The organism is Enterocloster lavalensis, from assembly GCF_046603895.1.
Classification (GTDB): Bacteria; Bacillota; Clostridia; order Lachnospirales; family Lachnospiraceae; genus Enterocloster; species Enterocloster lavalensis.
In genome coordinates this window covers 791018-815884 of the sequence record NZ_CP176637.1, presented here as the reverse complement: position 1 = coordinate 815884, position 24867 = coordinate 791018, and the positions used below count along the sequence as shown (strand labels likewise).

The following is a 24867-nucleotide window of genomic DNA, read 5'->3' as shown; positions in this document are numbered from 1 at the left end:
ATATGGGAACATCAGCTTCAAGTATGGGACCAGGTGCAGGGGTTTCACTAGATCCGGAGTGGTTAGATGACATTAAGTTGCCTAATCAAGATAATGAGCAACCGGATTGTCAAAATGATGACGATAGTGAAAATGATAATCAATCTGATGAAAAAGAACCGGATGATGATGAAAAACTTGTTATTGCACCCAAATTCCGTTTTGCAAGTGCTAGACGAGGAATGGGTGAATACGTTCATTCTGGGAGTAAAGACTCTTTGAGAAAATCGCTGGGGCATTATTCTAAAACAGGAATGGGCGGAGCGAAAAATCTCTCCAAACGCATGCGTACTTCAACCAAAGCAGCTGCGAATTTCTTCCAGACATTTCAGTCCTTAAGGGATAACGAGAATTTCCCATTGGGTAAAATTTTATCAGAATTGCAAGGACGAGGTGCTAATGCGAATGAAATTATTGATACAATAATTGATAATGTATGCCCAACTGGTGGAAGCTTAGACGAAGTATCTTGTAGAGATTCAGGAAGATTTGCATTGAGCGAGTTTATGAGTCAAAATCCTGATACAGATATTAGTAAATTGACTGATGATCAGATATGGTCTCTCACCGGTACATTTCTTGGCAATGAGGCATTTAGTCGTATCCAATTGGACATAGGACAAGCTTTTGAAAAACAAGAAGTATCAGCTGTAGAACGTGTTAATCGTATGAACGAAATGAAAGATTATTTACAATCAGAAATATCATCGCAGTTAAATAGGCTTAGAAACTCTGGTAGTAAGACGATTGATATGCAGAAATTATTTCAAACAGCTATAAAAAACACGTTTGAAGTGTATGAGGTTGAAGTATGAATAAAGTGATTTGTTATCCACGATGCTGTACCCCAAAGTATTATAGTGATGATGATTATTATTTTGAAATGTTTACAGTTCCTGAACAGAAAATAAACAATGTAGGGCATGTGGGAGTACAACTATTTAAAGAATTGAGAAAATCAAAAATAGCTCCAACAGTAGAGGCATTGGATTTTACAATTATTGCTATGGCTGTAGTTGCAGCAGATAAAGCAGTATTGAGGAAAAAGAGTGCTGATGGTTGGACAAGAAAAATTGAGCTTTGCATATATTTGCATGATGCGCCTAAATGGAGACAGGAAAAAAGGAAGTTAGAGGAAATGCTTCGTTTCCTCAGCGGAGATTTTTGGGTTTTAAATATAAATGCTTTACCAGAATCGCTGGTTCCGCAGAAAAAATATGATTTAAGGCAGCAGGATTGTATTTGTTTGTTGTCAGGAGGTATGGACAGTTTAGTGGGAGCAATTGATTTGCATGAAGAAGGAAGAAATCCTTTATTTGTATCTCAAACAGTTAGGGGAGATGCTGAACATCAAAGAGAATATGCCATGCAGTTTGGAATAAATAATTTGTGCCAATGGAGCAATAATATAAAGAAAAAAGGAGAATCGGAAATTTCGACCAGAGCAAGATCAATGGTCTTTTTTGCTTTTGCATTATTGGCATCTTGTGGCATTGATTGCAATGCTCAAGGCAGGAAAGAATTATTCGTACCTGAAAATGGATATATTAGTTTGAATATGCCATTAGATCCACTTAGAACAGGTAGTCTTAGTACAAAAACAACCCATCCTGTATATATGAAAGCAATGCAGGAAATTTGGAATGATGTGGGAATAAATATTGATTTTGTATTACCATACAAATATAAAACAAAAGGTGAAGTTTTGATGGATTGTAAGAATCAGGATTTGATGAAAAAACTTATTTTTGGTTCGACAAGTTGTGGAAAATATCAACGGAAATTACAGCACTGTGGGGTCTGTGTTCCTTGTTTAGTAAGGAGAGCAGCTTTTTTGAAAAATAATTTGTGTGATGTTACAGAAGGCGGGTATTTTAAAGAAAATTTACAATGTTCGTATTCAAAAGATGTAGCAGCTGCAGCATTGGCTGTTGTTCAATTGAAAAAAAATGGCATTGAAAGTCTTGTGAAAGGTATGTTGTCTTTTGCAAAAGGAGAAGAACGAAATTTATATTTAGGTGTTATTGAACGTGGGGTGCTAGAAATAGGAGCATTGTTAAGGGAGCATAGTGTTATATGATAGATTTCCATTGTCATTTGGATTTATACAAGAATCCGTTAGCAGTATTTGATGAAGTCAAGCAAAGAAATGTAAAGGTGTTAGCGGTTACGACAAGTCCGCGCGCCTATCTAAAAACATCCCAGTATTTTAATAATACAGATAATGTGAGAGTTGCGTTAGGATTTCATCCGGAATTAGTGGCAGATAGAAGGAATGAAATTGATCTATTTATGGAACAAATTTCAAAGTCCAGATATATTGGAGAAGTAGGTATAGATGGTACTAGCAGAAATAGGCATTCATATTCTGTACAAAAAACCTTTTTCTATGGTGCATTAAGTGAAGCTGAGAAGCACCATGGAAGAATAATCAGTATACATTCAAGATGTGCAGTTAAAGATGTATTAGAATGTATAGAAAAAACTTTAGATAAGAATGTGCCTATAATGCATTGGTTTACCGGAAATATAAAAGAACTTCAAAAGGCTTTATCGTTAGGTTGTTGGTTTAGTATAAATCCTAAAATGTGTTATTCAAAAGCAGGAAGAGATATAATCATGCAAATGCCATTAAATAAAATATTGCCAGAAACAGATGCACCGTTTACTGAAAAGAATGGAATGTTGTATATGCCATGGGATATGGATGTGATAGAGTTTTTAGCTGTACAATATGGGAGGTCTATAATTGAAATTAAAAAACAGATGGAAAACAATTTATTAGAAGTAATCAATGGTACGACAGCATTAAAAAAAGTCTAAGAAAAATTCTAGTAAAAACAACGATTTTACTATTTAGTCAAGTGCTTACTATACTGTTTTTTGAAAGAGTCTTGGTGTAAGAATATTATGACGATAACAAAGCGGCTTTGGACAAATAATAGTTTTAAAGTCGCTTTAAACAAAAAATATTTTTTGTAATGGGATTGACATGAGGGTGATTGAGATGATGAAATCGGAGACACTCCAAGATATCATAAATCTTTCCTGCAGACTTTTCTTCACACACTCGATATTCCAGAACTATTAGTAGTAACGATGGTTGCAACGATAACATTTTTATGGATATCAAGTCCACAGCAGATGGGGGAGATGAGCCTCATCATAAGTATCACCACCTTAACTAAAGATAGGAATAGCAACATTGACTGTCATCTTACGACTAAATAAACATGGTTTATTACCCGTGATAAGAGTCCGGGTTCAAAGTCCCACTTGTTTGTGCTTGTAAGGATGACGGCACATATAAATATACGGGGCCGAATAAACTTCGCCACTCCTCCTCCCATGCTCTGTAGTGTATTGCTATTCCATAATAACATTTTAAAACTAAAAGAGGAGGGGGACAAGACTTTTCATGACTTGTTCGTGCCTGAGCGAAGCGAAAGGAATGACTAAAAATATGAATAAAATATCTGAGGTAACAAGACAAGATATTATAGATATTTAGTTGATTGCGAAACAGGTATTCAATCCTGATTCCAAATAAGGAAGCCACTTTGCGAAGCAGGAGGACCTGAATAAGTGGGATGTATTCGGATAATGGCGCACATTCATAAGCCATACGTTTTATGGAGTTGGTAAGTCCTATGCAATTAAAGATTTTAACGTCCGTATGCATTCATGCTTATGAATCTTATCTGCGAGAACCACACCGATTAATTGTGTAATGCCTGCGAGGATTAGGTCGGCATGAAGTGTTTTCTCATTTTGGGTTTTACGTCCGGCCAGACAGAAGCAGTCTTTTAAGTGATTGATAGACCGCTCCACATAGGTTCTGGTTTTGTAGACCTTATTCCATTCGTCAGTCCCTCGCAGAATACCTGGATAGGCACGAAGATTTTTCTCTGGATAAATGTAAATCATTCTGCCACAGGAAGACGTGGTACATGGGTTGTCACATTTACAGAGCCGGTGATAGTTTCCAGAAGAAGGATCTTTTATCCAAACAACTTTGGGACAGACGAATTTGTATCGTGTGACGCCGCTTTTAAGCTTACAGGTTCCTTCGTATTTCATTGGAAGAGAGGGATCCTTTGGACAACAGGGAATCCCGTTTTCATCAATGGTATAGTCAAGGTTTTCAAGATGTGCCCTGGAGTTCAAAGGAATATAGGCTTTCTTGAAGTGCCTGCCATTACCAAAGGTATCCCCGGAAAGAAGTTCCTTGTACAGGCGGACCGAATCAAAGGCGGAGTCACCAAGGAAGGTGTCAGGCCGGATCAGAGGATGTGTAGCGAAAAAGTCCTGAAGAGTAGGAATCAAGAGCCTTGCGTCATGGACAGATTTGTCCTCATCAGGCGAATCGGATTTCTTAGAAATGGTAATTTCAGGATGCTTCTCAAAGAAAGCTTTGTTGTAGAAATCAATGTGCCGGATAATGCCGAGGCCATTAGTAACAATTCCTATCTTATAGGCGTAACAGAAATGCCCATCGATATAGAGCTGTTTGATCTCCGGATTGGCAGCTGAATGTGAGGGCATGGAAGCATAGGCAGCTTTATATGGATCATAAGAATCGTCAAAGCCTTTGGATTTTGCATACGCTTTTAGCTGTTTAATGATGCGGTTTGCGTATTTAGGATTGTTTTCAGTAACCCAAGCTTCTATACCAGAAGAATCGAAGATAGTCATACTGGCTTTGGAAGAGTCAATCGCCTGACAGATAGGTTCAGTGAGGTCAACAAGGCGTGAGAAAACATCTTCGAGTTCAGGAAGAAAATCCTGTTTGAAGCGGGTTATCTTAGAAGCATCGGGGACTTTGTCAAAGCCACAGAATTCTCTGAGATGTCTGGAATAATGAAGGAAAATAAGCAGTAACGAGTCAGTAGGAATAGAAAAAATACGTTGAATGATTAAGGCCCATAAAAGGGCGAACAAAGGGTATTTGCGGGTTCTGCCCGTTGATGCATAGAAACGCTTCCGGAAGGAAGCAGGGACAATTTCAATAAGGTCAATATGGGATTGGAGCAGTGACAGGAAAGCAGGTTTGTCAGATTCATAAATATCCTGGCAACATGAAAAAATATCTGCCAAAGAAAGCTGATTGTATGGTATCATATAGGTACAACTCCTTTCAGGTGGATATGGTTGATTGTTACTGGACATCTCAATTTTACCATAAACCTGTGAGGAGTTGTTTTATTTTGACAAAGAAAAAAGCCCGAATTTATGAGGGCTGTGGCGTTTCGCAAACGCCTAGTCAATACTATAAATGCGAGGATAGCAGGGATGAGGATTTTGGATCGCTGCCGATCGAGGGGTCATACGGCATCGACTACCTCATAGGAGAAGAAGCTTGTCTCGGAAAAGGTTTGGGTAAGGAAATGGTTACCTCGCTTGTGGATCTGGTATTTTCGTTTCCGGATGCCAAAAGAGTTACCGCCGACATAGACAAGGAGAACAAGGCGTCTGAGAGGACACTGTTATCATGCGGCTTTACGTTATTCGATGTGGAATGCAGCCGTTATGTTTTGACTCATAAATCGAACAACATTACAGAATGAAGAGAGGGTATGAACATGATTACACCGATGACAAAAGCATGGGAGACGGAACTGCTGTGGACTGGGGAGGAACTTACCAAAAAAAGTAAAATGAAACATGAGGGAGGCGGCCTGTTAATCCTGGGTATTGGGGCGCTGGCTCTCGGAGTGTTCAACCATCTGCTGTTCCATATGATCTATGAAAGTGATATAATGTGGATTGTAGTTACCGTAGTCTGCGTGCTTCTTGGCGTCATCCTGACCGGACTCGGCGTAAAAATGATGTCCAAAACCGGCGCCTCCGTTGCGGAGATGACGGCCAAGGACAGCGGCTACAGCGCAGAAGAAATACTGGAATTTTATAGGGAATGCCGCCAGCCGGATGCACTGCTATTGTCTTTGACTTCCCAACCCACCAGAGAAAAAGATTTTATGAAAGTGGGCTTTTTGACTAAAAACTGGCTGCGGCTGCCAAATAGGCTGTATCATGGCGTCATGCGGATTTCGGACATGGCGGTGATCTGGTATGAAGAGTCTGCGCTTCCAGGTTATGATCCGGGTATTTTCACCATTAAAAGTGACGGAAACATGCTGTATGTGAAATGCAAACCGGATGTGGGAACTGAGCTCGTTGCGGCGCTCGCCGGCAGAAACCCCGAGAGCATTACAGCGCGGCGTTTTACATTTGAGGGCGATCACTATGATGCCTTTCAGAACCCGAAGAAGGCGGCGGACCTTTATCGGATGAGGAGACATTAGACCATTGATAAGAAATCTCCCCAGGAATAGGATTTGAAAAGAGAGGAACACGTCAGGCAACCGATGCGCAGAGATTACGGAGGGTGAAGCATGAAAACAAAATTGATCGGGTGGTTGGCCGGGTCTGCAGCGGTGATGCTCTTACTGCCATGGGCCGCGGTAACGTTTGTCCAAAGTGATGCCGGAATGGCGGTTACGCTGCTGTTGTTTTTTGCGATCAATCCGGCATTCTCCATTGTAACAGGGATCTTTGCAGGAAAATCCATGAAAGAAATGTGGTGCCTGCCTGTCATTGCCGCCGCCTTGTTTTTGCTTGGCACATGGGCGTTCTTTGATCCGGGGGAAGGTGCGTTTGTCATATACGCGGTGGTTTATCTGGTCATTGGTGTGGCCTCGATGCTGGTTTCTTCATGGCTCTGTGCGGGAAAACGGCGGTAGCCGGTGCTATGCCGTAGTAGCGGACCATTTTAAAATGTTAGTCAGGGATATAGGGCTTGAGTTGTATAAATTCTCGAGCTCTATTTTTTAATTTGGTACTGCTGACTCAATTTGGTCATTGCATAAAAAATGACTAAATTGAACTTGACAGTGACGAAGAGGAATGTTATATTTTATTTAAGTCAAATTAGTATGATGGCATAGTTGTACAGGGAATGGGGGAAGTGGATGAGAAATTATGATTACACTAAAAAATGGGAGAAGCTATTAACACCGCAAATTGTCGGTTACCTTACAACGATTCACGAGTACAAAGGCGAGCAGAGGTTGATTGCAAGCAGGCATGCGGATGTACTGCATGACTTGGTTGAAGTGGCGAGAATACAAAGTACAGAAAGCTCCAATAAAATCGAAGGAATTTATACATCGGACGAAAGACTGAGAAAAATTGTGCTGGATAAGACGATGCCAAGGAGCAGGAATGAACGGGAGATTGCCGGCTATCGAGATGTGTTGAATACAATTCATGAGAATTTTGACCATATACCAATCAGAACTACTTTTATATTGCAGCTTCACAGAGATTTATATAAATTTGAGAATGGAGGAGTGGGAGGCGCATTTAAAAGCGTTGACAACATAATTGAAGAAAAAAATGTTGAGGGGGTGTCATCTATACGCTTTCAGCCAGTAGCAGCTTGGGAGACTTCGGAGTCGGTAGATAAGCTTTGTGAAGCATATTATGATGTGATAAACAAAACAAATGCAGATCCGCTGTTGATTATTCCAATGTTTATACTGGACTTTTTATGTATCCATCCATTTCGGGATGGGAACGGACGAATGAGCCGGTTACTGACACTGCTTCTGTTGTATCAATCAGAATATATGGTTGGCAGGTATATCAGTATTGAAAAACTGATTGAGAAAACAAAAGGTTCTTATTATGAGGCTCTTCAGGATAGTTCGAGATTGTGGCACGAGGAGGAAAATGATTATGCGCCATTTGTGACCTATTTATTGGGTGTGATTGCGGCTGCGTACAGAGAATTTTTTGAAAGAACCAAATTGATTGAGGAAAAGGCAACGGCAAAACCGGATCGTGTGGCAGAAGCAATTAAGGAACAGATAGGAACCATTACAAAATCGGAAATTATGCAGAAGGTTCCGGGAGTAAGTCAGACAACAATACAAAGAACTCTGACAGAGCTAACGAAGCAGGGAAGAATCAAAAAAATTGGAAATGGACGTTACACAAAATACACATGGAATTGGGAGAATGAGCAATGATTACAGGGGAATTGAAAAACAAAATTGATGGACTGTGGGAGATATTCTGGACAGGAGGATTAACGAATCCGCTGGAAGTGATTGAACAGATGACATATCTGATGTTTATTCACGATTTAGATGAAACCGATAATATTCATGCAAAAGAGAGTGCCATGCTGGGGCTTCCATACCAGAGTGTTTTTTCCGGAGAGGTACAGCTGGGAGATAGAATGATTGACGTCACACAGCTAAAGTGGTCTGTTTTTCACGATTTTCCGGCTCAGAAGATGTATTTTGTTATGCAGGAAATGGTATTTCCGTTTATTAAGAGCCTACATGTGGACAAGGACAGTGCATATTCAAAATATATGGGAGATGCCATTTTTAAAGTTCCAACTCCTCTTATGTTATCCAAAATTGTAGATGCGATGGATGATTTATATCGTCAGATGTCAGGCTTAAAAGATACGGATGTGCGAGGGGATGTATACGAGTACCTGCTTTCAAAACTGGCGAACTCAGGGGTCAATGGTCAGTTTAGAACGCCCCGTCATATTATCAGAATGATGGTGGAACTGATGCAGCCGTCTGCAGATGATATTATATGTGATCCGGCCTGCGGCACATCGGGATTTCTGGTGGCAGCGGGAGAATATTTAAAAGAGTACCATAAGGAAGAGATATTCTTTAACAAAATTAAAAAAGACCACTATATGAATCACATGTTTCACGGATTCGATATGGACCGGACAATGCTTCGCATCGGCGCGATGAACATGATGACGCATGGGATCAATAATCCATTTATTGAATATCGGGACAGCTTATCGGATCAGAATACAGACAGGGAGAAATATTCCCTTATTTTAGCAAATCCGCCGTTTAAGGGCAGCCTGGATTATGATATTGTGTCCGCAGATTTGCTAAAGGAATGCAAAACGAAGAAAACAGAACTGCTCTTTGTGGAATTATTTGTCAAGATGCTTAAAACAGGCGGAAGATGTGCTTGTATCGTTCCAGATGGGGTGTTGTTTGGCTCTTCTACTGCACACAAGGCGATTCGAAAGGAATTAGTCGAAAACCAAAGACTGGAGGCAATCATTTCCATGCCATCAGGGGTATTTAAGCCGTATGCAGGTGTGTCAACGGGAATCTTGATTTTTACAAAGACAGGGCATGGTGGGACCGATCAAGTGTGGTTCTATGATATGCAAGCGGATGGATTCAGTCTGGATGATAAACGCTCGCCGGTATCAGATAATGATATCCCGGATGTTATAAAGCGGTTTGCCGACCGCTCCCATGAAGTGGGGCGGGAACGTACGGAAAAATCATTCTTCGTTCCGAAACAGGAAATTGTGGATAATGGGTATGACCTTTCCATCAATAAGTATAAAAAGGTCGAGTATGTGGCGGTAGAATATCCGCCTACTTCGGAGACTATGGATCAAATATTGGAATTAGATTCGCAGATTGCCAGGGAATTACAGGAACTGAAGGTGATGCTGTAGATTGGGCCGGAAAGGAAAATGGGGTTGTTTTTGCATGTTAATGCGGAGATAATTCGTATTGTGGAGATAGAGGATGGAATACACAAAACTTGAAAATATAAATGAATATCGAAGTCAGATCATAAACCCAATGAATGAGCCAGATCGTGTTTTTGAGGTGTATAGTGTACCAAGATTCGAAACTGGGCATCCGGAGTATTTAAGGGGCGATGAGATTGCTTCTTCAAAATTATTAGTTGAAAAGGATGATATTCTCCTTTGTAAAATTAATCCACGCATTAATAGAGTGTGGGTAGTTGCAGATGAATCAAATAAACAAAATATTGCCTCATCTGAGTGGATAGTAATTCGAAATAAGCAATATAATCCTCAATTTTTGGCCTGGTATTTACGAACGCCTCGATTTCAACAGCTCATGACAAGTGAGGTGACAGGGATTGGTGGTTCACTGACAAGAGCCCAACCTAAAAGAGTTTCAGAATATCCGGTACCAGTACTGGATAGAAAAACACAAGATAATATCGTTCAAGTATTGAATTTATGCAGTAATATTATTTCAAATCGGAGGAAACAACTTGAAAAGTTAGACACCTTGGTAAAGGCACGATTTGTCGAGATGTTTGGGAATCCTATAATGAATCCTATGGAGTGGCCTGTTTGTGAATTGTCAGAATACATTGAGTTTCTAACATCGGGATCACGTGGATGGGCAAAGTACTTTTCGGGTGAGGGAGAATATTTTATTACGATCAAAAACGTGAAAAATTGCCGTTTAACACTTGATGATGTACAGCATATTGTGCCGCCTGATAATGCAGAGGCTAAGCGTACCAAAGTCCAGGAAGGAGATTTACTTATTAGTATTACGGCAGATCTGGGCAGAACAGCTGTCGTCCCAAAGGAAGTTGCTGATTATGGTGGATTTATCAATCAACATTTAACATGCATCAGGTTAAACAAAAACGAAGTATGTCCTTTGTATGTTGCATATTATATGGAGAGCGATGCTGGAAAAAGCCAGTTTCAGTCTAAAAACCAAAGCGCTGTAAAAGCGGGGCTAAATTTCAACTCTATTAATACCTTGAAGCTGATGGTGCCGCCTATAAAGTTACAAGAAGCGTTTACCACCTTCGTCGCCCAAGTTGACAAATCAAAAGCCGCCATCCAAATGTCACTGGATGAAACACAAATACTCTTTGATAGCCTGATGCAGGAGTATTTTGCATAATATTCCGATTCTACTGATTGAAAGCGTGAAACAATCGATCCCTCACCAAGGAGGTGCCAATCCATGACCAACTTCGACTATTTAAAATCAGAGTCCCAGTTCGAGACCTTCGCGGATGTCGCCATATCTGCGGAGCGAATCATACATATTGACCCGGAGGCGTGTATTATCAACTGCCGCAGGGCAATGGAATTTGCCATTAAGTGGATGTATTCGGTCGATCAATCGCTGGTCCGGCCTTATCAGGATAATTTGTGCAGTCTGATGCATACGGAGGAATTCCGGGATATTGTTGACGAAGACCTTTGGAAGAGGCTTGATTTTATCAGGCGAATGGGGAATAATGCGGCCCATGGAAGCAAAAAGGCATCCTTCGATCAGGCGGAATTGTGCCTGCAGGATTTGTTCATTTTCCTGGATTTTATCGCATATTGTTATGCGGAACATTATGACGAGCACCATTATGACGCTTCGCTCCTCGAGACGGAAAAGCAGGGTGGTAAGCCGGAAACGGAACAATTCGCTGAGATAGATTTAAAGGCCTTGATAGCGGAAAATGCTGCGTTAAAAGAAGAGCTGACAGCCAGGCGTGAGGTGCAGGCGCCGGAATATGTGCCAAAACCGCTTGCGCTATCCGAATACAAAACACGCAAGATTTATATTGATTCCATGCTGATGGATGCTGGATGGACAGAGGGGCGGGATTGGCTGAATGAGGTGGAGCTTTCCGGCATGCCCAACAAATCCGGCGTGGGATTTGCAGACTATGTGCTTTATGATGATTCTCACAGACCCCTGGCTTTGATTGAAGCGAAGCGCACCTGCGAGGATGTCTCCAAGGGCAGGCAGCAGGCAAAATTATATGCTGATTTGTTGGAAAAACAGTACAAGCGTAGGCCGGTGATATTCCTGACAAATGGCTTTGAAACGCGAATTATCGACGGACAGTATCCAGAGCGGAAATGTGCGGCCATATATTCCAAGCGGGATTTGGAAAAATGGTTTAATCTGCTTGCAATGAGAACCGGTCTTCGCAATATCACAATTGATAAACGTATTGCAGGGCGCTATTATCAGGAAGCGGCAATTAAGGCTGTCTGTGATGGCTTCGATGTGAAGAATAAGCGCAAGGCATTGCTGGTGATGGCTACAGGATCTGGTAAAACCAGAACCGTGATTGAGCTTTGCCATGTGCTTCTGAATGCGGGATGGATTAAGAATATTCTGTTTCTTGCAGACCGGAATTCGCTTGTCACGCAGGCAAAGAGAAACTTTGTGAATCTGCTGCCGGATCTGTCCTGCACCAATTTATGCGAGGATAAAGATAACTATAACGCCCATTGCGTATTTTCAACATATCAGACTATGATCAATGTGATTGATGAGGCAAAGGACGAGAGCGGAAAGGTGTTTTCCTGCGGTCATTTCGATTTAGTAATCTGCGATGAGGCACACAGGTCTATTTATAATAAATATCTGGATATTTTCAACTATTTTGATGCGCCACTGGTTGGACTTACGGCTACGCCGAAGGACGAGATCGATAAAAACACATATTCTGTTTTTGAACTGGAAAGCGGGGTCCCCACTTACGGCTATGAACTTGCACAGGCGGTGAAGGATGGATATCTGGTGGATTTTCAATCAGTGGAAACCACGCTGAAATTCGTTGATCACGGGATTGTGTATGATGAACTTTCGGAAGAAGATAAAGAGCTGTATGAGATTACGTTTGAAAACGAAAAGGGAGAGATACCGGAAGCGATTAGTTCCTCCGCTCTGAACACATGGATTTTCAATGAAGATACCATACGGAAAGTGCTTCATATACTGATGACGGAAGGAATCCGCATCAACTATGGAGAACAGCTTGGTAAGACCATTATTTTTGCAAAGAACCATGACCACGCAGAGAAAATTTATGAAATATTTCATAAGGAATATCCGCATCTGCCCAATGATTATGCGAAGGTCATCGATAATCGAATCAAATATGCCCAAAGTGCCATTGATGAGTTTTCCGATCCCAGGAAACTCCCACAGATTGCAATCTCTGTTGATATGCTGGATACTGGTATCGACGTCCCAGAAATACTGAATCTTGTGTTTTTTAAAAAAGTGATGAGTAAGGCAAAATTCTGGCAGATGATCGGAAGAGGTACCAGACTCTGCCCGGGATTGCTGGATGGAAATGATAAGAACAAGTTTTATATTTTTGATTTTTGTGGGAATTTCGAGTTCTTTCGTGTGAGCACAGGTAAACCGACCGCAAATATGGTGGCGCTTCAGGGGGCAGTATTTAACCTGGAATTTCAGATTGCTTATAAGCTGCAGGATATCGAGCGCCAGACGAAGCGATTGATTGAATATCGGAAAAAACTTGTAGAATTGATGGCGGGTAAGGTCTCGAAACTGAGCCGGGAAAGCTTTGCGGTGCGTCAGCATTTAAAATATGTGGATTTTTACGCAAATGCAGAGAACTATAACGGATTGACATATGAGTCTACATTGACTGTCAGAGATGAGATAGTTCCGCTGATTTTACCGGATCAAGACGACGCCAGCGCGGTGCGCTTTGACGCATTGCTGTACGGGATTGAATTGGCCTGTCTGCTTGGGCAGAGGTATACCAAGGCGCGTAAGGATATGCTCGGGAAGATCAGAGCAGTTGCCGGTGTGGCCAATATTCCTGAAATACAGGCGAAAACAGAATTGATTCAAAAAGTCCTTCACACTGATTATTTGGAAAAAGCCGGGATTGAGGAGTTTGAATATATAAGGGAAGAATTGCGCAGCTTGATGAAATATATTCCAGAAAAAGAATCGGTGAAATATGTGACAGATTTTACGGATGATATTTTAAATATGACCTGGAATGATTCGGACCTGGATAATGATGAATTGGCGAATTATAAGGCAAAAGCCGAATACTATGTCCGCCAGCATCAGGATACACTTGCAATCGCTAAGCTTAAGACGAATCGTCCCTTTACCGAAACAGATGTGAAAACATTGCAGGAAATACTGTGGAGCGAACTGGGAACAAAAGAAGATTATAAGAAGGAATATGGAGAAAAACCGCTGGGTGAGTTCGTACGTGAAATTGTTGGGTTAGACATGAATGCAGCCAAAGAGGCTTTCGCAGGATATTTGGACGAGACTAATTTGGATAGCAGACAGATTTATTTTGTCAATCAGATTGTGGAATATATTGTTCACAACGGAATGATGAAAGATTTGTCTGTGCTGCAGGAACCACCCTTCACGGACAGGGGCAGTGTGGCGGAGATATTTACGGATATGAATGTCTGGCTGGGCATACGGAACGTGATCGAGCAGATTAACACCAATGCGGTGGCATAAGAAAAATCGGGGGTTCAAAGATGGAATGGAGTGAGAAGACAGAGACGGTTCCGGCAGAGGAAGAGAATACGGCTGTTGTGAACACCGCGGAAAGTGGTCTGCAGCTGACCTGCAGTGTTGATGATATGCTTACCTATGCGAACATCCATAATGGCGCGCATATTGTCAGGGATATATGTCTAAAGAATGTATCTGAGACCGATCTGGACCATTTGTTGATTCGGATCAGTTCCAGTAATGAGCTTACGGAGGAGTTCAAGCTGGGGATTGAGAAGATAAAGGCCGGTGAGGAACTTCACTTTAAGAATTTGAATGTGCCGGTCAATGCAGAGTATCTGGCCGCCCTTACGGAACGCAGTTCCTTCCGGCTGAAGGTAGGTATATATTCCGGGGATCATCTGTTGGTCTCGGAGACAACAAATGTGACGGCGCTGGCATTTGATCAGTGGCCGGGCCTGCAGTACACGCCGGAGCTGTTGGCCGCATTTGCTATGCCGAATCATCCTGTGGTGACCGGTATGATTCAGCTTGCGGCCGGATATCTGGAGAAATGGACAGGAGATCCGTCCCTGGCGGGGTATCAGTTTGAAGATCCGAACCGGGTTAAAAGTATGGCTGCTTCTGCTTATGCGGCGATTCAACAGAAAAATATTACATATGCAGAGCCGCCGTCCAGCTTTGAGACGTTCGGCCAGAGAGTCCGTTTGGCGGACGCCGTTTTGGATCAGCATTTGGGAACCTGTTTGGATATGACGCTGTTGTATGTGGCATGCCTGGAGGCAATGGGGCTGAACCCCATCATGGTCATGATGAAGGGGCATATCTTCGCCGGCGTCTGGCTGATCGATGGATCTTTTTCGGACATGATTATGGATGATCCTTCTCAGCTGGAAAAGCGTATGTCAAGGGGCATCCATGAGATGGTTGTGGTGGAGTGCACCGCCATGTGTGCCGGAAAAAGCACTAGCTTTGATGAAGCGGTGGCTCTGGCAGAACATAACGTCTCGGACTATGGCCGTTTTGCTTTCGTGATTGACGTAAAACGTGCCAGAAGCATGGGAATCCGTCCGCTGCCGGTTCGTGTAAAGACGGCTGAAGGATTTGAAATACAGCATGAGGACAGAAATGAAACGGACGTTACAGAGGCTTCCAGAAATACAGTTGAAATATTTGACATTTCGGATGCGGTAAGGAAGGAACCGGTCACAAAACTGACGCAGTGGGAACGCAAGCTGCTGGATTTGAGTCTGCGAAATATGCTGATCAATATGCGGATGACGAAGGCGGTGGTCCCGCTGTTGTCTTCTGATGTGAGTATTCTTGAAGATGCGCTGTCTGACGGCGAAGAGTTTCAGGTTATGCCGCGGCCGGCGGAAATGGCAATTGCCGGGGATGGCGGCGTTCCGGTTGAGGCGCTGGGCGATCTGGGTCCGTTTGCGGATTTTATCGCCTTGGAAAGTAAGCACAAGAGGCTGCATTCCCTCTATATGGAGAAGGAGCTGAACAGCTGTCTGACTAAAATGTATCGTTCTGCCAAAACATCCATGGAAGAGAACGGCGCAAGTACCTTATATCTGGCGCTGGGGTTACTGCGGTGGTTTGAAACTAAAAACAGTACGACTGCCAGATATGCTCCGATTGTGCTGGTTCCAATTGATATTGTCCGAAAATCCGCCAGCAAAGGATATGCGATGCGCATGCGGGATGAGGATGCGCAGATCAATATTACGCTTTTGGAATTTCTGAAACAGAAGTTTGATACTGAGATATATGGGCTGAATCCACCGCCTGTGGATATGCATGGGCTGGATATGCCTAAGGTATTTGCAATTATCCGCCATGCCGTGATGAATCTGCCGATGTGGGATGTGGTAGAAGCCGGGTTCATCGGGAATTTCTCTTTCTTACAGTTTGTCATGTGGAATGATATTCACAGCAACAGCTCATTTCTTGAAAACAATAAAATTGTACACAGTCTGATGGCGGGGGCGGTGGACTGGGATTGTGCGATCCCGGAAAGTGTGGACACGGACGAGACTTATTTGCCGGTTACCGTAGATTCGTCCCAGCTCCGTGCCATTAATATGGCGGCGGCAGACGTCAGCTTTGTTCTTCATGGGCCACCCGGAACCGGAAAATCACAGACCATCACGGCAATGGTGGCCAACGCCCTCACGAAGGGGAAGACTGTGCTTTTTGTGGCGGAGAAGATGGCGGCTCTGGAAGTGGTTCAGAAGAGACTGACTGCCCTGGGGATTCAGGATTTTTGCCTGGAGCTGCATTCCAATAAAGCGACGAAGAAGGCGGTGCTGGATCAACTGAGGCGTGGACTTGAGATCGGCCTTCAGGGAATGAAGACAGACTACGATAAAAAGATTCAGGATATTCGTAAGATGCGTGGGGAGCTGGACGGATATGCGAGAGCTCTGCACGTAAAGCGGCCATTTGGAAAGAGCCTTCGTCAGCTGATGGATATCTATGAAATGATTCCTGAGCTGAATAAAAGCGTTCATTTTGACCACGCTTATGCCGGAGCCCTTACTGAAAGTGATCTGGACCATCAGGCTTACAGCCTGGAACGCCTGGTTGCGGCGGGAAAGGGAATTGGCCATCCGCATAATCATCCGCTGATGGCCGTTCACAAGACAGAGTACAGCCAGCGCCTGAAATTCGATCTGGAATCGATTATCCGCGCATATACGGATGCGTTGACGAAATTTCAGGCAGATGTGACGGGCTTTGTGACGATGATGGAGCTTCAGGCTCCTGTTAGCGAGGACCAGTATCGAACCATCTGTCATTATGCGGACAGCGTAATTGCGGCGGAAGAGATACCGGCATTTTTGCGCCAGACAGACAACGCGGACCGGGAATTTGCGGCGCCGGAGGCATTTCTGAAAAAGAAACAGGCCTTTTCTTTGAAGCAGGCGGCTGTCCTCTCAAAATGGAACGAAAATTTCCTCCGCATGGATATGAATTTCTATCGGGAAAAATATGACCAAGCGAACAAGAAATTCTTTGGCAAAGGGAAGGCACTGGCTGCTCTGACAGCAGAGCTGCAGGCATTTGCGGCGTTTGAGGTAGAGACGGAGCGGATTCCGGTTTATCTGGCAGATATTATCTTTTATCAGCAGGAATCACGGGAAATGGCGGAGGCTGAGGCGGAACTGTCATATGACTGGAAGCAGGTTTTAGATGCTCATTTTACGGCAGAAGCATTGCAGGCTTATAAAAACGAAGTCAAGAGGCAACGGCAGATTTTGTCTCAATTCTCGGATCAGATACGGAAGCTGGAAGCCGAGGGAAACCTAAAGTCCTGCATTCAGATGGCGAAATCACTGACCGCGGATCTGGATACCGTGCAGCAGACCGAGGCCAGGGCAACGGAACTTTTGGATCTGTCGTTTGATTATGCTGATGAGAATTTTCTGGAGAGCAGGTTGAGACTGTGTGCATGCATTCTCGAACACGCTTCTTCTATCAAGGATTGGATTATATATCGGCAATTTGCCGTGGAGTGCAGGCAAAAGGGGCTGGGTCCGATCTGTGATGCGTATGAGGCCGGTCTGCCCCACGACGAGGTTATGATCGTATATCTGCGCTCGGTTTACAGGACAATTATTTTGTCGGTGATTGAACATGAACCGGTACTGAATGGATTCACCGGAATCGGATTCAATGAAAAAATCGCACAGTTTAAAAAGCTGGATCAGGAATTTATGGATCTGACAAAAGATGAGATGTTCTATAAGCTGACTCATCAGCTGCCCACTTCTTACGACAGTGTGGAAATCAGCAAGGAATTGAACATATTGAGACGAGCAATTAGCAGCAACGGCAGAGGGCTGTCCATCAGGGCCCTGTTTGAGCAGATTCCGCAGATTCTGACAAGACTCTGCCCCTGCATGCTGATGAGCCCGATTTCAGCGGCTCAGTACCTGAAGGCGGAGAACGATCTGTTTGACATCGTCATTTTCGATGAGGCTTCGCAGCTTCCGACCTGCAAGGCGGTGGGCGTGTTGGCCAGAGGAAAAAATGCCGTCATTGTAGGCGATCCGAACCAGATGCCGCCGACCAGCTTCTTTGCAGGGAATACAGTGGACGAGGATAACCTGGACATTGAGGATTTGGACAGTATTCTGGATGACTGTCTGGCACTGGGGATGCCGTCCGCATATCTGCACTGGCATTACCGCAGCCGCCATGAGAGTCTGATCGCCTTCAGCAATCAGGAATTCTATGAGAATTCGATGTTTACGTTTCCGTCGGTAAACGACAGGGAGAGACGCGTGAGCCTGGTTAAAACAGAAGGATTCTTTGACCGCGGGAAAGGCCGTGTAAATGAAGGAGAAGCAAATGCGATTGTTGAGGAGATCCGCAAACGATATGAAGACCTTATGCGAAAGGATCAGACCGTCGGGGTGGTTACGTTCAATATCAGTCAGCAGACCTTGATCGAGGACCTGCTGCAGGTGGAATACCAGAAGGACGCTGCATTTGACCAGTGGGCCAATGCAGGGGAGGAGCCGTTGTTTGTCAAGAACCTGGAAAATGTCCAGGGGGACGAGCGGGATGTCATCCTGTTCTCCATTGCCTTCGGTCCGGATGCAGAAGGCAAGCTGTCCATGAATTTCGGCCCGCTGAATAAAGCGGGTGGATGGAAGCGGCTGAATGTAGCAGTGTCACGCGCGCGATCCGAGATGGTGGTATTTACGACGATGACTTCCGATATGATCAATCTCAAACGGACAAAGTCCAAGGGTGTCGAAGCGCTCAGGGATTTCCTGGAATTTGCCCAGAAGGGCAGATTGCAGGGGGAATATATAGAAACCAGAGTGCAGAAGGAACAGGGGATTATGGAACATATCTGCCGGGCGATTGCGGATGGCGGATATGAGTATCAACGGGCAGTGGGCCATTCGAAGTTCAAGGTGGATATCGCTGTAATCAATCCATACAATCCAGAAGCATATCTGCTGGGAATCATGCTGGACGGAGAATCCTACCGGCAATCCACGAATACCAAGGATCGGGAAGTGGCCCAGATCAGTGTGCTGAATGGATTGGGATGGGAACTGCACCGAATCTGGACCATGGATTGGTGGGACAACCGGGATAAAGAGCTTATGAAGTTGATGCAGCTCCTTAGTGAAAAGAAGGAAGCGGCACGCCGGGCTTATCAGCAGCAGGATAGTGATTTGGCGGAGGAGGCAGAAGCACCGAAGGAAACGGTCTGCAACGCCGCCGCAGAGGAAGTAAAGCCGCAAGTGAAGACTGACCAGGAAGAAGGCTCTGAGGGAGAAACGGCAGAAGAGGTGATTTCGGAGCAGAAATCGGAACCTGTTACCAGGGGGCATTTTGTGGCCCAGAATCCAGTTCCTGCCGTAGAAGATATGAAAGTGGCTTCGGGTAAGAGCGAAACAACGGGAGCCATTACACAGATTGAGCCTGAGGAATTGGATTACCGTGTGGCAGAATATAGATCTGCGGATATTGAAGTGACGGATTTGTCCACTGCTGATTACATTAAAAAGGAAAATCTGGCGCTGATTGTGGATCGCATGCAGCGGATTATCGATGCTGAGGCTCCGATCATATATGACCGGCTGGTGAAGAAAACGCTGCGGGCATTTCACATTGCAAGATCAAGCCCGCAGACATTGGAAGCGACCGACAAGGCGTTAAAGAAGGTTTCAGCGCGGATGAATAAGCAGGCCGGATGTAAATTCTACTGGCGCAGGGAACAGGACCCGGATCAATACAGAATTTGCAGAACGGAAACGAGTTCCGGTGATAAGCGATCAGCGGACGAAATCTGCCAGCAGGAACTGAAAAATGCTGTCTGTATCGCGCTGAAGGAAAAGGGGGCTCAGGATAAGGAGAGTCTTGTGAAAAACGCAATCCGAATCATGGGCTATGCTCGTAGCAGTCCTGCGCTTGTAGCTGCCGCTGAGAAGGGATTGAAGTACGGAAAGAAGACCGGGGAGATCGTGCAGGATGAGGAGAAGAGGTTTGTTCTGGGAAACTGATCATTAAAAACAATCACAAAAGAATATCTGCCTCAAACAGGAGTCGGACAGCCCATCACTGGGCGTCCGGTTCCTGTTTGCTTTTGCAGCCAGACGATATTGCTTGATCTACTAAACAACATATTATAACAGGAAGGGGCGATTGTATCCGCGCAGAAGTGAGATCAATATAAAAAATGGTTATTAAGTATTGAAAATACAATATTTAAAGGAAATATTAAACGAAATGCACAAAATTGTTGACAGACATATGATAACATGATAGTATACTTATTATAACAGGCAGAACCAGGGCGAGGAGGGAATAGAATGTACAGTGAGATTGACAAGGATTCCGATATCCCTATTCATCATCAACTGTATCTGATTCTGGAGAAGAAAATCCAGGACGGTGATTATCCGGCGGGATCTATCATGCCCTCAGAGGCGGAGCTTCAAAGCCAGTATGGGATCAGCAGAATCACCGTGAGGAGGGCTATATCGGACCTGGAGAAGTACGGGTACGTGAAGAAGAAAAAGGGGGTGGGCACTTATGTGCTGGCCCAGAAGAAGAACAAGGAGTATTTCTCGTTCAGCAGCTTTTCGGAGGAGGTCAGAATGAAGGGAAAGACGCCCAGCTCGATCATTCTGGACTGCGGGGAGATAGAGGCAGACGGGAAGATCAGTGAGATGCTCGAGGTCAGGCCGGGAGAACAGATTGGCTATTTAAAGAGAATCCGGTTGATGGACGGCCGGATTATGGCGCTGCACGAGACATTTATCAGCCTCAGGTTTGGTTTCCATATTCTGCCGGAGGATTTCGACGCCAACACATCTCTGTACGAATTCTATGAAAAGCATGGTGTGGAGCTTGGATATGCGGACGAGACCATTGAGGTGAAGGAGCCTTCCAGCCAGGTCCGCACGGAGCTGTTTATGAAGGAATCAAAAGCGCTGCTGTACCGCGAGCGCATCTCTTACCTGGATGACGGGACGCCCGTGGAATTCTCCAGGAACTATGATAAGCCCGATCAGCAGAAGTATTGTATTCACATGGAACGAAAGAAGAAAGGGTAGGTGTGGCTGCGAATGAAAATGTATGATGTACACTCTCACCTGGGCAAGACAAGCTCAGGCGAGGAGAACAGCGCAGGACTGTTGGTGAGGGAGCTGCAGGAATTCGGCATCTCCAAGGTGGGGATCAGCAGTCTGTCGGGGACGTGCACCAGGGAACAGAACGACCTGGTACACAGCGCCATGATGGAATTCCCGGATTTTGTAATGGGATATGCGTTTATCAATCCCAAAGCGCCGGACGTCTATGACGAGATCGACCGTTGTCTGGGCGATTACCGGATGAACGGGGTGAAATTCCATCCATGGAAGCATGGTTACTACAGTGACAACTGCCGTCAGATCGATGGAGTTCTGACCGCCATTGAGCGGTATGGCGTTCATATCCAGGTGCATGTGGGGACATCGCCGCTGTGCACGCCGTTTCCATGGATTGATTACGCCAAAGCCCATCCTAAGCTTAGGGTTCTGTTTACCCACATGGGCTGCCGGGAGTTTGGCTACAGCACCATTGAGGCGGTGAGGGAGGTTCCGAATATCTGGGTAGAGACATCCTGCCAGATGCAGTATGAGAACCTGAAGAAGGCTGCTGCGGAGCTGGGATCAAAGCGGATTGTATTCGGCACCGACTGGCCATATAAACCCACCAATGTGGAGATTGAGAAGCTGATGGATCTGGGATTTAACGACCAGGAGCTGGAGGATGTTTACTACAGGAATGCGGAATATCTCTGGTCCGTATAGCAGGTAAGGAGGGGGGAGTATGCAGGTTACGGTGATGCGGATCGATGACCGTCTGATCCATGGACAGATTGTGACAAGATGGATTGATTATGCGGAGGCAAAACGGATACTGGTGGTAGACGACAAGGCCGCGGGGGACGCCATGCAGCAGATGCTGTTGAAACTGGCGGTGCCCAGCGGTGTGAAGCTGGAGATACTCACCAAGGCGGACGGACTCAAACGGCTCCGGGAGGACACTACGAAAGAAAATGTACTGCTGCTGATGCGCAATCCCGCGGAGGCCAATGCATTTTTTGACATGGGATTTGAGATTGGGAAGATTAACGTGGGAAATATCAGTAATTCCAAGTCGGTCACAGGCAGGAAGAAAATGATGGACTATATCTACCTTGAAGAGCAGGATGCTCAGGCGCTTCAGGCACTGGCCGCCAGAGGGGTGGCGCTGGATGTCCGGGCGATACCAACCGAGCGTTCACATGACGGGGTGGAGATGGTTAAGAAGTATTTAGGCGGGTTAGGCGTTTAGAAAGGAGAAGGTATGAGTTTATTTGTACAGGCATTGTTGGTTTCGTTGATTGCTTGGCTGGGGTTTTTGGATAAGGCGTTTCTGCATTCGTTCATATACCGGCCGATCTGTATCGGTCCGTTAGTGGGGCTGGTGATGGGGAATGTCTCCATCGGCCTGGAAGTAGGCGTGGCGGTTGAACTGATGTTTCTTGCGGTAGTATTCGTGGGCGTGGCGATTCCGCCGGACGAGGTTTTAAGCTCTGCCATTGCCACCGCGTTTGCATGTCTGGCAGGCAGCACCCAGCTGGGGATTGCCACAGCGCTGCCTGTGGCTGTCATCGGACAGATTTTCCGCCAGACCAGAAATACCACCATCTATGAGGTGACCCAGAGGAAAGTGGAGAGCGCGGCTGCAAGGGGCGACACCCGGGGAATTATCTTATGGACGACCATTATTCCCAGCTTTGTGGAGTATGTGCTGTTCGGCCTGCCCACCTTTATCGCGGTCTATTTTGGAGCGGATTATGTACAGAACCTGATCGACTTTATTCCTGAGAAGATGATCGCGGGAATCGCGGCAGGCGGAGGACTGATCGGCGCAGTGGGCGTGGCCCTGCTGTTGAGCACGATCAAAAGTAAACAATCCTGGCCCTATTTCCTGGTTGGATTTTTCTTCGCTTCCTACCTGGGAGTGAATATGATTGGTGTGGCCGTTGTGGCGGCTGTCTGTGTGGCGCTGAAATACTATGGGGATAAGGAGAAAGCGGTTTAGGCGGGGAAAGGAGAATGAAACATATGGAAGAGAAACGTTTGACAAAAAAGGACCTGTGGAAGACCTTGTGGTATTCTCTGGCTATTGAAAGCGGCTGCAGCGTGACCAAACAGGAAGCACCCGGCTACTGCCAGTCCATGATTCCGGTGGTGGAGAAGGTTTATGATAATAAGGAAGATAAGGCGGAGGCGTATACGCGCCATACGCAGCTGTTCCTGACTGAGGGAAGGGTGGCGGCCTTCTGCGTGGGTGTTTCAGCCGCTATGGAGGAACGGCTGGCGCTGGAGAAGGATATTGATCCTGAGTCCATCAATGCGGTCAAAGTGGCGCTCATGGGGCCGCTGGCCGGAATCGGGGATTCCCTTCTGCACGGCACCCTGCGCCCGATTATGGCTGGCATCGCCTGTTCGATGGTGGTGGCGAGCGGATATACCAGCATTGCGGGACCGGCCATATTTCTGCTGGTAATGTTTGCAACCGTGATGGTGATGCGCTACTTCGGCATTTTCCAGGGATATCACGGCGGTCTGAAGCTGGTGGCGGGCATGCAGGAGGGCGGTATGCTGGACAAGCTGACCCAGTACGCGGCCATCGCGGCGTTCATCGTCTGCGGCGGATTCATCTCATCGCTAGTTTACTGCAGTACGCCCATTATCTATGAGTCCCAGGAGGCGACCATCGGCCTGCAGGAGACATTGGACGGCATTATGCCCAATGTGATCCCGCTGCTGTACACGCTGCTCATGTATTATCTGCTGATGAAGAAGAAGGTATCCCCCATTCTTCTGATGGTCGGCACTATGGTGCTTGGGATTGTGTGCGTTTACGCGGGGATTCTGGCCTGATAAGGAGGGGAATAACATGATCATTGATTTTCACGCCCATGTGGAACGCGATCCCATTACAAAAGTATATGATATAGAAGGGATTCTGAAGGATATGGATGAGAATTCCATCGATCTTTGGATGATTTCCACACTTGAAGGGAAATGCATAAAGGATCAAAATGATGCCATCGCAGGCTTCGTCAGGCAGTATCCGAACCGGCTGCTGGGCTGCGCGGTCATAAATCCCAAAGAGGACGACTGTGTGGAGGAAGCGGAGCGGGTGGCGCAGATGCCTGAAATACGGGCCTTGGAGTTCAATTCCTGGGAGCATGGCTTCCTGCCCGAAAAATATGAGTATCATCTGGACCCGATTTTCGATATCGCGGCAAAATACGGTCTGGTTGTGAAGCTGTTTGCAGGGTGGGGGCCCAGAACCATGCCTCAGCAGTGGGAGAAATACATAAAGCGCCATCCTGATGTGACCTTTGTGGTGCTCCACATCGGCGGCATTGATTTTGGCTATGGCAGTATTCCGTTTGTGGGCAGTTATGACAACCTGCTGTTCGAGACGTCTGAGCAGACGGAGATGCAGGTGCTGCACGAGGCGTTCAGGCAGCTGCCTATGGAGAAATTTTTGTTTGGTTCCAATTACCCCACACAGGCGACAAGATGGTCCGTGGATACATTTGACCTGCTCCATTTCAGTGAAGAAGAGCGGGAGAAAATGTTCTGTCAAAACGCGAAGAAGCTACTAAATTTACAGGACAGGATGGTGTAAA

The 24867-nt window shown here is 45.4% G+C and carries 17 protein-coding genes and 1 pseudogene; 17 read left to right on the top strand and 1 reads right to left on the bottom strand.

The window, feature by feature from the left end:
• Nucleotides 1-2 precede the first annotated feature (2 nt).
• From qatB to qatD, 3 genes are read left to right on the top strand one after another with little or no spacing between them, the layout of a single operon-like run.
• Nucleotides 3-854 (top strand): Qat anti-phage system associated protein QatB, encoded by an 852-nt coding sequence (gene qatB, locus ACK2JC_RS03585; protein WP_048931265.1) that lies wholly within the window; start codon nucleotides 3-5, stop codon nucleotides 852-854.
• Nucleotides 851-2119 carry a Qat anti-phage system QueC-like protein QatC gene (qatC, locus tag ACK2JC_RS03580; RefSeq protein WP_048931264.1) on the top strand — a complete coding sequence of 423 codons (1269 nt, stop codon included), beginning with the start codon at nucleotides 851-853 and terminating at the stop codon, nucleotides 2117-2119. The genes qatB and qatC overlap by 4 nt, the downstream gene beginning before the upstream one ends.
• Complete coding sequence (gene qatD / locus ACK2JC_RS03575) at nucleotides 2116-2862, top strand: Qat anti-phage system TatD family nuclease QatD (RefSeq protein ID WP_048931263.1); 747 nt, start codon at nucleotides 2116-2118, stop codon at nucleotides 2860-2862. The genes qatC and qatD overlap by 4 nt, the downstream gene beginning before the upstream one ends.
• Before the next feature lie 920 nt (nucleotides 2863-3782).
• On the opposite strand, the pseudogene ACK2JC_RS03570 reads toward qatD, so the two are convergent.
• Nucleotides 3783-5160 (bottom strand): annotated as a pseudogene (locus ACK2JC_RS03570) (transposase).
• An 86-nt stretch (nucleotides 5161-5246) separates the two neighbouring features.
• On the opposite strand from ACK2JC_RS03570, the gene ACK2JC_RS03565 reads away from it, so the two are divergent.
• The 14 genes from ACK2JC_RS03565 (at nucleotide 5247) to ACK2JC_RS03500 (ending at nucleotide 24866) form a co-directional block, all read left to right on the top strand.
• The gene (locus ACK2JC_RS03565) at nucleotides 5247-5606 is read left to right on the top strand and encodes a GNAT family N-acetyltransferase (RefSeq protein WP_368280911.1); all 360 of its coding nucleotides are present in this window, start codon (nucleotides 5247-5249) and stop codon (nucleotides 5604-5606) included.
• A gap of 9 nt (nucleotides 5607-5615) precedes the next feature.
• Nucleotides 5616-6344 carry a hypothetical protein gene (locus tag ACK2JC_RS03560; protein ID WP_118756789.1) on the top strand — a complete coding sequence of 243 codons (729 nt, stop codon included), beginning with the start codon at nucleotides 5616-5618 and terminating at the stop codon, nucleotides 6342-6344.
• Between the two features lie 90 nt (nucleotides 6345-6434).
• On the top strand, nucleotides 6435-6782 hold the full coding sequence (locus ACK2JC_RS03555) for a hypothetical protein (protein WP_302327886.1): 348 nt from the start codon (nucleotides 6435-6437) through the stop codon (nucleotides 6780-6782).
• 228 nt (nucleotides 6783-7010) lie between these two features.
• Entirely contained in the window at nucleotides 7011-8072 is a 1062-nt protein-coding gene (locus tag ACK2JC_RS03550) for a Fic family protein (protein WP_368271062.1), read from the top strand.
• Nucleotides 8069-9565 carry an N-6 DNA methylase gene (locus ACK2JC_RS03545; protein WP_368271061.1) on the top strand — a complete coding sequence of 499 codons (1497 nt, stop codon included), beginning with the start codon at nucleotides 8069-8071 and terminating at the stop codon, nucleotides 9563-9565. Before ACK2JC_RS03550 ends, ACK2JC_RS03545 begins: the two co-directional genes overlap by 4 nt.
• Before the next feature lie 73 nt (nucleotides 9566-9638).
• On the top strand, nucleotides 9639-10793 hold the full coding sequence (locus ACK2JC_RS03540) for a restriction endonuclease subunit S (RefSeq protein WP_320937007.1): 1155 nt from the start codon (nucleotides 9639-9641) through the stop codon (nucleotides 10791-10793).
• A 63-nt stretch (nucleotides 10794-10856) separates the two neighbouring features.
• A complete protein-coding gene (locus tag ACK2JC_RS03535) occupies nucleotides 10857-14156 on the top strand; it encodes a DEAD/DEAH box helicase family protein (RefSeq protein ID WP_320937008.1) in 3300 nt (1099 codons plus the stop codon).
• Nucleotides 14157-14176: 20 nt separating this feature from the next.
• Nucleotides 14177-20185, top strand: coding sequence for a DUF4011 domain-containing protein (locus tag ACK2JC_RS03530; RefSeq protein ID WP_320937009.1), 6009 nt, complete (start codon nucleotides 14177-14179; stop codon nucleotides 20183-20185).
• Nucleotides 20186-20494: 309 nt separating this feature from the next.
• Nucleotides 20495-21241, top strand: coding sequence for a GntR family transcriptional regulator (locus ACK2JC_RS03525; RefSeq protein ID WP_320937010.1), 747 nt, complete (start codon nucleotides 20495-20497; stop codon nucleotides 21239-21241).
• 12 nt (nucleotides 21242-21253) lie between these two features.
• Nucleotides 21254-21982, top strand: coding sequence for an amidohydrolase family protein (locus ACK2JC_RS03520; protein ID WP_320937011.1), 729 nt, complete (start codon nucleotides 21254-21256; stop codon nucleotides 21980-21982).
• A gap of 19 nt (nucleotides 21983-22001) precedes the next feature.
• Nucleotides 22002-22508: a PTS sugar transporter subunit IIB gene (locus ACK2JC_RS03515; protein WP_320937012.1), complete on the top strand. Its 507-nt coding sequence runs from the start codon at nucleotides 22002-22004 to the stop codon at nucleotides 22506-22508.
• A gap of 12 nt (nucleotides 22509-22520) precedes the next feature.
• Nucleotides 22521-23261, top strand: coding sequence for a PTS sugar transporter subunit IIC (locus tag ACK2JC_RS03510; protein ID WP_320937013.1), 741 nt, complete (start codon nucleotides 22521-22523; stop codon nucleotides 23259-23261).
• Nucleotides 23262-23284: 23 nt separating this feature from the next.
• Nucleotides 23285-24106: a PTS system mannose/fructose/sorbose family transporter subunit IID gene (locus ACK2JC_RS03505; RefSeq protein WP_320937014.1), complete on the top strand. Its 822-nt coding sequence runs from the start codon at nucleotides 23285-23287 to the stop codon at nucleotides 24104-24106.
• A gap of 16 nt (nucleotides 24107-24122) precedes the next feature.
• On the top strand, nucleotides 24123-24866 hold the full coding sequence (locus tag ACK2JC_RS03500) for an amidohydrolase family protein (RefSeq protein WP_411338453.1): 744 nt from the start codon (nucleotides 24123-24125) through the stop codon (nucleotides 24864-24866).
• Nucleotide 24867 lies beyond the last annotated feature (1 nt).